The sequence below is a fragment of the Bordetella avium genome, assembly GCF_034424645.1.
In the GTDB taxonomy this organism is placed as follows: domain Bacteria; phylum Pseudomonadota; class Gammaproteobacteria; order Burkholderiales; family Burkholderiaceae_B; genus Bordetella; species Bordetella avium.
Map to the genome: position 1 here is coordinate 2,662,531 of NZ_CP139969.1, position 13,882 is coordinate 2,676,412.

The 13,882-nt window shown below is 62.9% G+C and carries 12 protein-coding genes; 11 read left to right on the top strand and 1 reads right to left on the bottom strand.

The features are described 5' to 3' along the window. Positions 1-55: 55 nt before the first annotated feature. Positions 56-1,525 (bottom strand): metal-dependent hydrolase family protein, encoded by a 1,470-nt coding sequence (locus U0029_RS12340; protein ID WP_114851791.1) that lies wholly within the window; start codon positions 1,523-1,525, stop codon positions 56-58. 193 nt (positions 1,526-1,718) lie between these two features. Here U0029_RS12340 and U0029_RS12345 point away from each other — a divergent pair, with 193 nt between their 5' ends. The 11 genes from U0029_RS12345 (at position 1,719) to U0029_RS12395 (ending at position 13,843) form a co-directional block, all read left to right on the top strand. Further along, complete coding sequence (locus U0029_RS12345; protein WP_012416698.1) at positions 1,719-2,255, top strand: DUF3455 domain-containing protein; 537 nt, start codon at positions 1,719-1,721, stop codon at positions 2,253-2,255. A 226-nt stretch (positions 2,256-2,481) separates the two neighbouring features. Next, complete coding sequence (locus tag U0029_RS12350) at positions 2,482-2,763, top strand: YtcA family lipoprotein (protein WP_039051661.1); 282 nt, start codon at positions 2,482-2,484, stop codon at positions 2,761-2,763. Position 2,764: 1 nt separating this feature from the next. After that, a complete protein-coding gene (gene mdtN, locus U0029_RS12355) occupies positions 2,765-3,817 on the top strand; it encodes a multidrug transporter subunit MdtN (RefSeq protein WP_114851790.1) in 1,053 nt (350 codons plus the stop codon). Next, on the top strand, positions 3,804-5,693 hold the full coding sequence (locus U0029_RS12360; protein WP_012416695.1) for an FUSC family protein: 1,890 nt from the start codon (positions 3,804-3,806) through the stop codon (positions 5,691-5,693). The genes mdtN and U0029_RS12360 overlap by 14 nt, the downstream gene beginning before the upstream one ends. Continuing rightward, positions 5,683-7,164 carry a TolC family protein gene (locus U0029_RS12365; protein WP_012416694.1) on the top strand — a complete coding sequence of 494 codons (1,482 nt, stop codon included), beginning with the start codon at positions 5,683-5,685 and terminating at the stop codon, positions 7,162-7,164. The genes U0029_RS12360 and U0029_RS12365 overlap by 11 nt, the downstream gene beginning before the upstream one ends. Then, positions 7,161-8,804, top strand: coding sequence for a Na+/H+ antiporter (locus U0029_RS12370; RefSeq protein ID WP_012416693.1), 1,644 nt, complete (start codon positions 7,161-7,163; stop codon positions 8,802-8,804). The genes U0029_RS12365 and U0029_RS12370 overlap by 4 nt, the downstream gene beginning before the upstream one ends. Positions 8,805-9,077: 273 nt before the next feature. After that, entirely contained in the window at positions 9,078-9,395 is a 318-nt protein-coding gene (locus U0029_RS12375; protein ID WP_012416692.1) for a hypothetical protein, read from the top strand. 58 nt (positions 9,396-9,453) lie between these two features. Further along, entirely contained in the window at positions 9,454-9,846 is a 393-nt protein-coding gene (locus U0029_RS12380; protein ID WP_039051617.1) for a hypothetical protein, read from the top strand. Between the two features lie 125 nt (positions 9,847-9,971). Continuing rightward, entirely contained in the window at positions 9,972-10,445 is a 474-nt protein-coding gene (locus U0029_RS12385) for a copper chaperone PCu(A)C (RefSeq protein WP_012416690.1), read from the top strand. 347 nt (positions 10,446-10,792) lie between these two features. Next, positions 10,793-12,082 carry a sensor domain-containing diguanylate cyclase gene (locus tag U0029_RS12390; protein WP_012416689.1) on the top strand — a complete coding sequence of 430 codons (1,290 nt, stop codon included), beginning with the start codon at positions 10,793-10,795 and terminating at the stop codon, positions 12,080-12,082. Between the two features lie 321 nt (positions 12,083-12,403). Further along, positions 12,404-13,843, top strand: coding sequence for a M81 family metallopeptidase (locus U0029_RS12395; protein WP_114851789.1), 1,440 nt, complete (start codon positions 12,404-12,406; stop codon positions 13,841-13,843). Positions 13,844-13,882 lie beyond the last annotated feature (39 nt).

Below are 13,882 nucleotides of genomic sequence, written 5' to 3' on the forward strand. Positions count from 1 at the left end.
TGCCCATCCAAACCACAGCATACGGCGCAACTGAGAGCCGCCGCCTCGCAGGACATCAGAGCGAGTTCTTGTAGACCCTGCCATCTTTCATGATGAGCCGCAGATTGCGTTGCGGCTCCGTCAGGAAATCCAGGTCACGCGAAGGATCGCCATCGACCACCAGAAGATCCGCCAATGCGCCAGGGGTGATGGTCCCGACAGCGCCAGCATAAGGGTTGCGCAGACCCGACATGCCCAGCAGTTCACCATTAGCGCCCGTGGCCATGCGCAGCAAATCTAACGGCGCATACAAACGGGTCAGTTTGGCCAGCATATGGCTATGCCGCGCCAGCAACTGCGGCGAAAACAGGATGTCCGTACCCCAGGCCGTCTTGATGTCGAACTGCCGGGATAGCGCATAGGCGCGCTCGGTGCCTTGGGCGACCTGCTGTTGTTTCGCGTGGCTGACCGGATCGGGGTGAGGGTTGGCGTCCTCATCGCCAAAGAAAGGCTGCAAACTCCACCAAGCGCCATGGTCGGCCATCATGCGCGCCGTCTCCTCGTCAGCCAATTGCCCGTGCTCGATGGAACGGACTCCGGCCTTGAGCGCCCGCTGTATGCCCTGGGAACTGTAGACGTGCACCATCACATAAGTGCCCCAATCCGCCGCCGCCTGCACCCCTGCGCGCAGCTCTTCTTCGGTGAACTGTACGCTGGTCAAAGGATCGTAGAGCGAGGTGACGCCGCCGCCCGCCATCAGTTTCAGTTGCGAGGCGCCCAGCATCAACTGCTCGCGTGCGCGCCGCAGCACTTCGTCATGACCGTCCGCAATAGCGCTGACACCGGCCAACTCGAAATGGCTGAGCGCATCCGGGCGCGAAGGCACTTCATAAGGCATGCGGAAATCCCCATGCCCTGAGGTCTGCGACACCATGGCGCCGGAAGGATAGATGCGCGGCCCGTGCACCAGCCCTTCGTCGATAGCGCGTTTGAGCGCGAAACTGGGGCCACCGGCATCGCGCACACTGGTAAAGCCGCGCATCAATGTATGTTGCGCTTCGCGGGCCGCGACCAGATGGATATAGGCGGGGTCGGCGGTCATGGCCGCCATCTGCGTAATGCCGCAGAGCATGCTGTGCCAGTGCGCATCGATGAGCCCGGGCATCAAGACCCGGCCACCGCAATCGACAACGGCCGCACCCTCGCGGCCCTGACCGGCAGGCAGGATATCCGTGATTCGGTTGTGCTCGACGCGCACATCCATGCCGTCGCGCAGGCTCGATGTGAGCCCGTCGAACAAACGCAGATTGGTGAAGATCACCGGCTTTGCGCTGACCTGGGGGTCACCCGCAAAGGCGCTGTCAGCCCGAAACGCGCCAAAGGGACGCACGGTCTCCGCCACGCCGCCCGCGGCCATGCGCAGCACCAGGTCGTTTTCAACTCTGCGATTCATCCAGGCCATCAAAGGCCCGTGCTTGCGGCAACCGCAGGCCTCCGGATTCCGGCGGCGCGCACGCGGCACGCCCGTAAAGCCTGTCATATACATCCGACCCACTCCCGTCATAGTGATAAATACTAAAGACCATCCAAACCGCCCCTACCTTACCCTCCCCATACGGGAACGGAAAGCCTGAGCAGCGCCGGCAGCCGCCGCAGCGACTTTCAAGTACCGCAGCCGCGCTCTGCCTGTAGAATCCTGGCAGTCCTTTATGAATCCGGCTTGAATTACAGGAGTCAGCATGAAGCAATACTCGCGTCGCCCGCTGGGTCATCTACTGGCCCTCCCACTCATCGCCGCCGCATTCAGCGCCTCGGCCGCCGTACCGGAAATCATGCATGTTCCCGCCGGCAACTATGTGTCCTGGCGCGCACCCGCCACAGGCGTCATCACCTACGAATGCCTGCGGCCAGAACCCCTGCCTGGCGCGCCGGGCGCCCCCGTCTGGCGCATCATCAAGGCCAAGGCGACACTCAGCAACAAAACCGCGCAAGCCACGTTCAGCAGCCCTCCGGAAACCTGGCAAGCCTCCGACGGCTCCAACCTGACCGGCATGGAAATCGTGCGCGCCAACATCGGTGAGAACCGGCTGTACGATCAACTGGTCATCGCCAACCCCTCCGGCGGGCCCGGCGGCATCCTGACCGGCGTGACCTATATCCAGCGCCTGGTGAGCAGCGGCGGCGGCGCCCCCACCACGCCTTGCGATGTCAACACGGTAGGCAAGCTCGCCGAGAGCCCCTACACGGCCGAATACGTGTTCTGGTCGCCCAACTGATCCTGCGCACATTGCAGCGAGCCCCCTGCTGGCTCGCGCAGGCCTGTCCGGCACATCCCTGCAGAGCTAAGGAAAATCAATCTGACATGTAGGAAAACCGCAGCGCGATCGCCCACCGGCGCGCGCTGCGTTTTCATCTGAACCTTGTATCATCTTGCCATCAATGCAACGCGACGGCCCTGACGGTGTCACACGACGATTCTTCGGAGAGCATTTTTTGGGCAATATGCAACAACCCGCTGGCCATCGCCTGATTGCCCTGGCGCTGTGGCTCACGCCACTTTTGACCGGCTGCGCAGGTGATCGTCCGCCCTATGTCGTTCTGTTCAATTCCTATTTTCCCTCCTGGCTGCTGTGCGCCACGGCGGGTTGCATCGCCGCGCTGGTGCTGCGCGTCATCCTGGTGCGAACAGGCGTAGACGAATACCTGCCCTTGCATCTCCTGACCTATCTGGCTTTCGCCGCGGCCGTCATGTTCCTGCTCTCTCTGACGATTTACGCTCGCTGACATGCCGACCCCCCACTCCGAACCGGGCAATCGGCGCCGCGCCGCTGTTGTCATCCTAATCGTCATCATGGTCCTGGCCATCGGGCTAGGTTGGGCGTATTTCGCTCGCATCGGCGCTCGCCCCCTATCTGAAGACGCGGTCATCACGGCCAATGTGGCGCGTATGGCCTCATCCGTGCCCGGCCGCATCCAACAATTGGCCGTGCAGGAAAACAGCAAAGTCACCCAGGGCGAACTCCTGTTCTCGGTAGACCCCGAGTTTTATCAGTTGCAGGTCGAGCAGGCCCGGGCCGGCCTGCAGGCCGCCGAAGCGGCGCTCGCGACACGCAAACGCAGTGTATCGGCGGAATCCTCAAACGCCGCCATCGCCAGCGAGCAGGTCGAACGCGCGCGCATCAACGCCGCCCAGGCCGGCCAGACCCTGCAACGCCTACAGGGTCTGCTGCCCAAGGGGTATGTCACCGCGCAGCAAGTGGACGACGCCCGCACGCTAAAGCGCAATGCCGACACCAGCCTGAAAGAAGCGCTCGCGCAACAGGATGCCGCGCGGTCGCTGGTGGGCGACACCGATGCCGCCCTGGCCGTGGTCGCGCAGAACCGGGCCACGCTGGCCATCGCCGAGCGGCAGTTGCGCGACACTCAGGTGCGCGCTCCCAATGATGGCCGCGTCGTCGGCCTGTCTATCGCCAATGGCGATTACCTCGTTCCCGCGCAATCCGCCTTCACGCTGATCGACACGACCCGATGGTGGGCCTCGGCAGGCTTTCTGGAAACCGAACTGAGCGCCATCAAGCCAGGGGCCTGCGCCCGCGCCTATGTCGCCGCCGACCGCTCCAGGCCGATTGCCGGCGTCGTGGACTCCATCGGCTGGGGCGTGGCGAGCGAAGACCTGATCCCCATCCCGCGCAGCCTACCCTATGTTCCCAAAACGCTGAACTGGGTGCGTGTAGGCCAACGTTTTCCGGTGCGCGTGCTGCTGAAAGACCCGCCACCGGAGCTGATGCGCGTAGGAGGCTCGGCCACCGTCATCATTCATACCGATGAACAGTGCTGAATCCTGGTCAGGGTTTCTACGCCTGGCCCGCCATGACCTGATCGACCCCTTTCCGGGCCGTTTCGCGCAAGCCTGGCGCATCGCCCTCACCTGCGCGCTCACTACCATGATGGCGGCCGTTTACGGGATTCCCGAGGCCGCCCTCAGCTGCTATCTGATCTTCTTCGTGATGAAGCCCGACGCGGCCGAGGGTGTCATCCTCGCGGTGGCCCTGACGATACTGGTGGCCGTGGTCGTCCTTGTGCTCTTCATGCTGACCCGCTGGACCATCGATGTGCCAGCGCTGCGCATCCTGGCCATCGCCGTGACCTCGATCGGCCTGCTCTATCTGGGCTCCGCAAGCAAGCTCGGCGAGCTGGGCGGCATCATTGCCCTGGTGCTCGCCTTCGTGCTGACCCTGCTCGATATGGTGCCCTTTGGCGAAGCTGCCACTCGCGCCATTCTTTATGCCTGGCTCATGGCCACCATGCCGATGGCCTGTGTGCTGGCGGTCAATCTCACCTTGGGCCGCAAACCGCTTGCGCTGCTGCGCCATACGCTCGATGTCCGACTGCGCGCCTGCGCCGACCTGGCCGCGCAGGATACGCCGCAGCACCGCGCCCGCCTGCTCGAACTCGTCGGCGACGGCCAGGAAGCATCCATCAAACGGCTGGGCATGACACGCCTGCTGGCGCTGGGCCGCAGAAACGAGCTGCGCCGTGTGGCGCGTGCGCTACAGGAAAGCTATCGCATCGCCACCGCCCTGCAAGTGCTGCCGCCAGACACCCCGCAGGCCCAGCGCGACGAACTGGCGACCCAAATGCGCCAGGCGGCCGAAGCCCTAGCGCGTGGCCAGGCCGCCCCCGCCCCTGCCCCTGCCGCTTCCGGACTCAACGAGACGGCCCGGCACATCCACGCAGCGCTGCGCGAGCTGTCGGGCACGCCGGATCACTACCCCACCCCGGCGCCTGGCCAACCTTTCATGCGCGCCGACGCCCGCCGCAATCCCGAGCACCTGCGCTACGCCATCAAAACCACGGCGGCGGCCATTCTTTGCTATCTCATCTATACCGCGGCGCAATGGCAAGGCATTCACACCGCCATGATCACCTGCTATGTGGCGGCGCTGGGATCGGTCGCTGAAACCACGCACAAACTGGTATTGCGCATCACGGGCTGCCTGATCGGTGCGGCGCTGGGCATCGGCTCCATCGTTTTCCTGATGCCGCACATGACCTCGGTAGGCGCCATCATGGTGCTGGTCTTTATTGGCACTCTGCTCTCGGCCTGGGTGGCGGTGGGCAGCGAGCGCATCTCCTATGCGGGTGTGCAAATCGCCCTGGCTTTTTTGCTCACCGTGTTACAGGGTTTTGGCCCTACCTTCGATATGGATACCGCGCGTGACCGTGTCGTGGGCGTATTGCTGGGCAACTTCGTGCTGTACGTCATGTTCACGCAGTTCTGGCCTGTCGGGGTACTGCATAAAGTATGGGATAGCCTGCAACAATCCCTGAGCTATCTTTCGCGCGTGGCGGCTCCCGGCAACACGGCCGAGGCGCGCGATTTGCGGCTGGCTTACGCTTCCAAGGTCGCAGACAGCCTGGCGCAAACGCGGCAGGCCCTGGGCGTTGCCCATTTCGAGGTGTACCGGCACCGCCCCTCCGACGCCGACATCGCCCAGATCAATGCGATCTGCAACACCATGGATACAGCCAGCCTGCAACTACTGATCAGCCCACCCGCCGACGCTCGCGCCGCCGAGCGTCTGGATGCGCTGGCCCGCGCCGTTGCGGCCAAGGCGCCGGACGGCGCACCGGCGCTGACGCCCTCTGCGGCCCTGCCCGGCGCGCTGGGCGCCGACATCCAACGACTGGAGACTTTGATCGATGGCCGCTGACCGGCTTGCCCCTTTGCGCTGGCTGGCGCTGTGCAGCCCCGTACTGCTGGCGGCCTGCGCCAGCAGTATCGACCGCGCCCCCGCCTCGGCCAATCGCGCCTGGCAGCCGCCCGCAGCGCCCGCGCAATGGCGTGCGCTGGCCACGGAGAGCCCGGCGCTGCCCGTCAGGCCGGCGGCAGACCGCGACTACGATCTGCCCGCACTCATCGATATGGCGCAACGTAATAATCCGGCCACCCGCCTGGCCTGGAGCCAGGCGCGGCAAGCTGCCTCGGCCGTCGGGCTGGCCGAATCCACCTACCTTCCCCGCCTGTCGGCCACCGTCATCACCGGACGACTGGAGACGGATCGGCGCCTGCCCGAAATACTCGGTCAGCGTCCCACGATAGACAGCAGCCTGCGAGGCACGGTACCCGCACTCACGCTGGAATGGCTGCTGTTTGACTTCGGCATGCGCGCCTCAGCCAACGAGGCGGCGCGCAACCTGTCCTTGGGCGCTAACTTTCTATTCAATCTGGTGCATCAAAAGCTGGTTTACGACGTCAGCCGCAACTACTACGAATATGGCGCGGCGCGCCAGCGTACGCGGATCAGCGCCGAAACCCTGCAAAACAGCGAAAGCGTGCTGGCCGCCGTGATGGCCAAGCGCAAGAGCGGCCTGGCCACCTCGATCGAAGAGGCCCAGGCGCGCCAACTGGTCGCCCAGGCGCGCCTGCAACAAGTACGCAGCGCAGGCCTGGAGCGCAACGCCTATCAAGCCCTGCTGGATCACCTCGGCCTGCCGCCAGGCACGCCGGTTCGCGTAGCCGACAGCGCGGCGGCTCCCCTGCCCTCTGCGCAAGAGCTCCCCCAAGGGGCTATCCTGCAACGCGCCCTGGCTGAACGCCCCGACATCATGGCCAGCATCGCTTCGCTCAAGGCGGCCGAGAACGGCGTGGATGTGGCGCAGGCAGACTTTCTGCCCAAGGTGTTCCTGGCCGGCTTTTATATGGGCGGCCACAACAAACTATCCATCGGGCCGGTGTCCGGGCTCTCGAACGGCTCGGTGACGCGCGGCGTGCTGCTGGGCCTCACGATGCCGCTCTACGATGGCGGCATGCGCAGCTCGCGCCTGCACGATGCCAGAGAGCGGGTGCAGGCCGCCCAGGCCGCGCTGGAGAAGCTGCGCAACACCGCCATGAGCGAAATCGTCATCGCCTCCAACCTGCTGGAAACGGCCCTGCAATCCTATGAGGCCGCCTCCACGCTGGTTGACACCACGGCCTTGACCTACGATGCGGCGCTGGACGCCTACAAACAGGGCCTGGGCACCATTACCGTCGCCACGGAAGCGGCCAATGGTTTGCTCAGCGCGCGCATTGCACGGGCCGACGCCCACGCGGCCGCGCAAGTCGCAGCCGTCTCACTTGCCTTTGCGCTGGGCAAACTCAATGACAGCCTTGTGCCTCCCTCAGGAGGAGAATCGCGATGAGCACTTTCGCCATCATCATGGCCATGCTGGTGGCTGTCATGCTTAGCGGAGTCCTGGCGCGCATTTTGCCGCGCGCCATTCCGCTGCCCTTTATTCAGATCGCTTTCGGTTTTCTGATCGCCGCTGTCTTTCAGCGCGGCGTCCTGATCGAACCCGATATCTTCTTCCTGCTGTTCCTGCCACCGCTGCTGTTTCTGGATGGCTGGCGGGTGTCCAAGCTCGCCGTGCTGCAAGAGGCTTCCTCCATCGTCCAGTTGGCCTTCGGCCTGGTCTTCCTGACGGTGCTTGGCGTGGGCTATTTCATCCACTGGATGATTCCCCTGGTTCCCTTGACGGTGGCTTTCGCAATTGCCGCCATCGTCTCGCCTACCGACCCGGTCGCCGTCGAGGCGATTTCCCACCGAGTCAGGATTCCCCGCCGCATGATGGCCGTGCTCGAGGGCGAGTCGCTGTTCAACGATGCCAGCGGGCTGGTCGCCTTTCGCCTGGCCGTCGTCGCCGCCATGACCGGCGCGTTCTCGCTGACTAATGCCTCGATGTATTTTGTCTGGCTGACGGTCGCCGGCATCTGCACCGGCATCGCGCTGACCTGGCTTTTAATGCGCACGCGCGCGCTGCTTACGCGCCGCTTCGGCTCCGAGCCGGGCAGCGACGTGCTGCTCAGCCTCATCATTCCCTTCTGTGTGTACTTCGTGGCCGAACAGGTCGGCGCCTCAGGCATTCTCGCCGCCGTCGCTGCGGGCATCACCATGAGCTATATCGAGATGTCGGGCCGGCTGCTGGCCACCACGCGGGTCGAGCGCACTGCCGTATGGAATATGGTGCAGTTCACGCTCAACGGCATGATGTTCGTCCTGCTGGGTGAACAATTTCCGACCATTCTCGCCAATCTGTCGCGCGCCGCCGCCGAGAGCGGTGGCCATGCCCTCTACTGGCTGCCGGTCTACGGTCTCTTTATCTGCCTGGCCCTAGTGCTGGTGCGTCTGATATGGGTGGCCACCTCGCTCAAGATCAGCGCCTACCGGTCGCGCCGTAAAGGCCACAAACCCCTACCTATCTCTCCCCGCCTCGTTCTGGCCATGTCTGTAGCAGGCGTGCGCGGCGCCGTCACCCTCGCTGGCGTAATGACGCTGCCTTTCGCCTTGGGCGATGGCACGCCCTTCCCCGCGCGCGATCTCGCGATCAGCCTAGCGGCCTTTGTCATTGTGTTTTCTCTGCTGTTCGCCAGCATCAGCCTGCCGCCGCTTTTGCGCGGGCTGACCTTCCCGCCCAATGACCGGGTTCACCAGGAACGGGTGCTGGCGCAAGAGGCCATGCTGCGTGCCGCGCTCGAAAGTCTGGAAGCGTCCACAAAGAAGCAGATTGCCGCGCACCCTGAAGATGCCGCCCTCTACGCCGAGGTCTCCGATGCACTGGCGGCCAGCTTGCGCCGTCAGGCTGGCGAAGCCGAGGCGGATGGGTCAGCCCAAGACCTGGCGCTACGCATCCGTATCGAGCGCGAATTGCGTCTGGCGGCCGTAACGGCTTCGCGTTATGCCGTTTACCGCCTGGCGCGCACCCACCGCATCTCCGATACGCTGGCGCGCGAGCACGCGCAGCAGCTCGACTTGCAGGAAGCCCGGCTGCGCGCCGTGGAATGATGGACGCCGCCACCTCGGGCCGCTACGGGCCGCCACGCGGGCGGCGTCGGCCTGCCGAGCACAGCCTGTTCTGATCTGACACCCTATTTGCATCAAACCACTTCGGATTATTTTAGGGTTTCTTGCTATTTCCAAACCCTTGAACTCCAAGCAAATTGGGGAACTCTCCTCAACAAAGGATATTGAATCATTAGCCTAGAATTCGGGCTCAAAAAAATCTTTTGACCCTCTTTCTACTCATTGGGCGATCACTAGCATCAATGAGATATAGCAATGTTCAAGACACACCCACCCCTGATCCGCAGCGCGCTGATCATTGCCGGGGCCAGCCTCATGGTCCCGGTCTTTGCCGAAACCCTACGCATCGAATTCATCGGCGCCATTACCCAACCCAGTTGTCCCACCACGCATTTCGGCGGTGAGCAGGCCAGCACGAGCTGCCGAAACTTTGATGGCCGTGGCGAACAACTCTGGAGCACGGCTTTGCGCCCCGGCGAAATCATCCAAACCGATAGGGCAGAACAACGCGTGACCGAGATCAAAGAAGAAGGAAAAACCATCGGCCTGTTATTAACGACGGAATACCTCTAATCCTGTCTTGATCAAAACGTCTGATCTCTTGACGGCGAGCTGTACTAGAATCCGACGCATGCGTAGCACGACGGCAAACCATCGCGGTAATCGGTCCTGGCAGATCCTGATCTGTCTGGCGATGGCGGCGTTTTTGCTCCGCGCACTGATTCCCAACGGTTTCATGGCGGCCCCCTCCCACGCCCTGCTGACCCTGTGCAGCGGCGCGGGCACCGTGTTCGTCGAACTGGAAACCCCGGGCAAACCCGGCAATCCCGCCATGGACGCCAAGACCTGCGCCTTCGGCACCCTGCCGGCACAGGCCATCTTGCCGCCGACCGGCCTCATGCCCTCTCCCTCAGCGGCACAGGCCCACAAAGCACCGGTCCTTCCTGCTTATCGCGCCAGCCTGGCCGGACCGCCGCCGGGCCCGCCTCTGGGCTCACGCGCCCCGCCGGCTACACGCGCGTAAAGCAGGCACGCCAGTCCTCCTGGCCAGCCGCCGCTTTCGGTCACGCCTTCTGCGCCCATGCCGGAAGGCACCATCGGGAACCGGCCGCACCGTTGCAATCGGGCGGCCCTATCAAGGAATCAACCATGAAAATCCTCAAACGACTCGGCGCCTCGGCCGCTCTGGGCCTGCTGCTTGCCGCAACCGCACACGCCCAGGTCAGCGTCGACAATGCCTGGATACGCGCCAGCGTGCCGGGCCAGAAGTCCACCGGCGCCTTCATGACGGTGCGCGCCCCCGCGGACAGCAAACTGGTCGAAGCCCACTCGGATGTCGCACGCTCGACCGAAATCCATGAGATGAAAATGGAAGGCGACGTAATGCGTATGCGCCAGGTCGATTCGGTTGCGCTGCCTGCCGGCAAGGCTGTGGAGCTCAAACCTGGCGGCTATCACATCATGCTGATGGACCTACAGCGCCAGATGACCACCGGCGAGCATGTGCCTCTCACGCTGGTCACCGAATCGGCTGATGGAAAACGCCACACCCAGCGCATCGAAGTCGAGGTACGTCCGCTGACCACCCAGCGCAGCGGCAACGCACATCACAAAGCCCACTGACGCACACCAGCGCGGCCGGCATCTGAACGATTGCCGGCCGCGCTTGCCGTCCAGCCCACTGACGCAATAGATGTAACGTCGTCTTTTGTTAAACCGCCGAATACGTCTTTCAATTTCTGCCAAAATAAGCATAAATATGATGAAATTCGTATAAATGCTGCCAAAAAGACAGAACCCCCGCAGGACGACTATAATGGGGCGGCATATAAAGCGGCTCGCCAGCACCCTCTAAAAACCGTATGTCGTCAGCAATCCGGGTTGAAACATCGTTGCGGGGCGCAACAGGCCATCGAGGCGACGCCCTCAGAAAGATGCCTTAATAGAATCAAGACCCAGCACGCAGATTCATGAACGCTCCCGAACGAAATCTCTCCATGCCGCATCACGCGCTGGAGCTGCTTCAACTCGCCATCAATCAGTCATTCAATTCGGTATTGATCACCACAGCCGGTGTCGAGCCTATCATCGTATACAGCAACCCGGCGTTGTGCGCCATGACGGGCTATACCGCCGAAGAACTCATCGGCAACTCGCCGAAAATCCTGCAAGGCCCGCTGACGGACAAAACGGTCATCAACCGCTTACGCCTGTGCCTGAAAAATGGTGATTATTTTCAGGGTTCCACCTTTAACTACCGCAAAGACGGCAGCCCCTATCTGGTGGAATGGAATATCTCGCCCGTACGTGGCGCGCAGGGAGGCATCGAGCACTTTGTCTCGGTTCAACGCGACATCACCGCGCGCACGCTGGCGCAACAGCGCCAGGCGCTTCTGGCGCAGGCCCTCAACGCCACCCATGATGCCGTGCTCATCGCCGATGATAAGGGCCATATCCTATTTACCAACCAAGCTTTCCAGCGCGCCATCGGCTATAGCGCCAAGGAAGTACACCAGCTGACGCCGCAAGCCACCAACTCCGGTCAGCCTCACCCGGATTTCTACAAGAATCTCCTCAGTGTCATCCACGGGGGCAAGCGTACGCGCCACACCTTTCCCAATCAAAATGCGAAAGGCAGCAACGCCTATATTGAACAGGTCATCACCACGCTGACGGACGAATCAGGCAGCGTCAAACACTACATCAGCGTGCTGAAAGACATCTCACAGTTCGTAGCGCGCGAAAAGCTCCTGAGCAAGCAGGTGCGCAGCGATGCCCTCACCGGCCTGCTTAACCGGCGCGGCGCCGCCGCGAAAATACAGCGCCTGCATCGCGCTGCGCACCAAAGCGGCCGTTTCTATTCCGTCATCATGGCCGACATCGATCACTTCAAAAAAATCAATGATCAGTTCGGCCACCTCTTGGGTGATACCGTGCTGAAACGCTGCGCCAACCTGATCAGGGACAATGTGCGCGAGGGCGACGCCGTTGCCCGCTGGGGCGGCGAAGAATTCCTGATCCTGCTGCCCAACTGCCCCCTCATCAAAGCCGTCGCCCTGGCGGAACGCATCCGCAACACTATCGCCACCCTCACCGACCCCATCACGGGCCAGGTCACCTTGTCGCTGGGCGTGGGCACCTCGAGCCCCGCCGAAACCCCTCAATCCCTCATTCAGCGCGCCGACAAAGCGCTGTACAAGGCCAAAGCGCAAGGCCGCAACCAGGTCGCCATCGCCGAGTGGGATCAAACCGGCGGCTGATTCCAGCGCCGCAACAAAGCCGTGCAAGAATCGCCCCGACCCCGCCTCGGGGTTTTCCTGCATGCGCGGCCTGCACTTCCCTGTTTTCCCCAGGGGCCATACCCCAAAGTTATGAATACGGCCGTCTTTGCTATTGGTTCTGTCAGAGTCGCCTCTGCATAATCGGCCGAACTCATCTGGCATGCGTCAGAATAGAGCCTATATAAGCTCACCGCGATAAGCAGGGGGGCATCAGGACTCAAAAAATATTCCTGGGGAAAAACATGTATTCATCCGCCTGTGCGATGCATGGGTTCTCCGCTTACTGACCGGAGAACGAACATGCGAGTTTTCAGCGCAGGCCTGGGCACCGAAACGAATACTTTCGCGCCCATGCCGACCAGCCTTTCTTCATTCCGCGACCGGGATTACTACCCGGCAGGCGCGCATCCCGACAGCGTGACCTTCGCGGGCGCCCCGCTTTACATCGCCCGCCTGCGCGGCCGCGCCGCGGGTTGGGACCTAGCTGAAGGTCTCGTGACCTCGGCCCAGCCGGGCGGCGCGACGACCCGCGAAGCGTACGAAACCCTGCGCGACGAGCTGCTCGCCGACCTGCGCGCCGCCATGCCTGTCGATATGGTCTTGCTGGGTTTGCATGGCGCCATGGTGGCCGATGGCTACGATGACTGCGAAGGCGATCTGTTGGCGCGAGTGCGCGAGATCGTCGGCCCCGACGTCGTGGTGGGCGCCGAACTGGACCCTCATGCGCATATCACGCCCTTGATGGTCGAAAAAGCCACTTTGCTGGTGGCATTCAAAGAATATCCCCATACCGACATCCGCGAGCGCGCCGAAGAATTGGTCGATCTTTGCGCGCTGGCCCAGGCCGGTCGCATCCGGCCAGTGGCGGCCATGGTCGACTGCGAAATGATCGTGCCGATGCATACTTCGCGTGATCCGGCTCGTGGCTTCGTCAGCCGCATGCAGGCCTTGGAAGGCAAGAACGGGGTGCTGTCCATCTCGGCGATCCAGGGCTTTGCCACGGGTGACGTGCCCGAGATGGGAAGCAAGATGCTGGTCTACACGGACGGAGACGCCGCTGCCGCTCAGGCGTTGGCGCGCGGGCTGGCCGACGAACTCATCGCTATGCGCGACGCCCTGATGGTGCCTTATCGCAGCATCGATCAAGCGCTGGATGAGGCGCTGGCCTTTGATGGCGCGCCGGTCGTACTCGCAGACCGGCCCGACAATCCTGGCAGCGGCGCGCCGGGCGATTCCACGTTTGTGCTGCGCCGCGTGCTGGAGCGCGGTATTGGCAATGTCGCCATGGGACCGCTGTGGGACCCGGTCGCAGTGCGCATTGCCTTCGATGCCGGCGTGGGCACCACGCTCATGATGCGTCTGGGCGGCAAGGTCGGCCCCCTGTCGGGAGACCCGGTCGATACCCGCTGCACCGTCAAGGCCTTGCACCCCGGCCTGGTGATGACCGGCCTGTCCGGCGCGCCCGCACAAATGGGCGATTGTGCGCTGATCGAAACCCAGGGGGTGGAAATCGTCCTGACCTCGCTGCGCAATCAGGCCATCAATGTCGATTTGTTCACGCAACTGGGCTGTGACCTGAATGCAAAGCGTCTGGTCATCGTGAAATCGGCCCAGCATTTTTACGCTTCGTTTTCGCAGCTTGCACGACATGTGATTTATGTAGGCGGCCCTGGCGTGGCCACGCCAGATTGGAAGACCCTCAGTTATTCAAAAATCCGCCTGCCTAAGTGGCCGCTTTAAGGCAAGGCTGCGCCCGCACATTACCTTCCCGCACTGGAG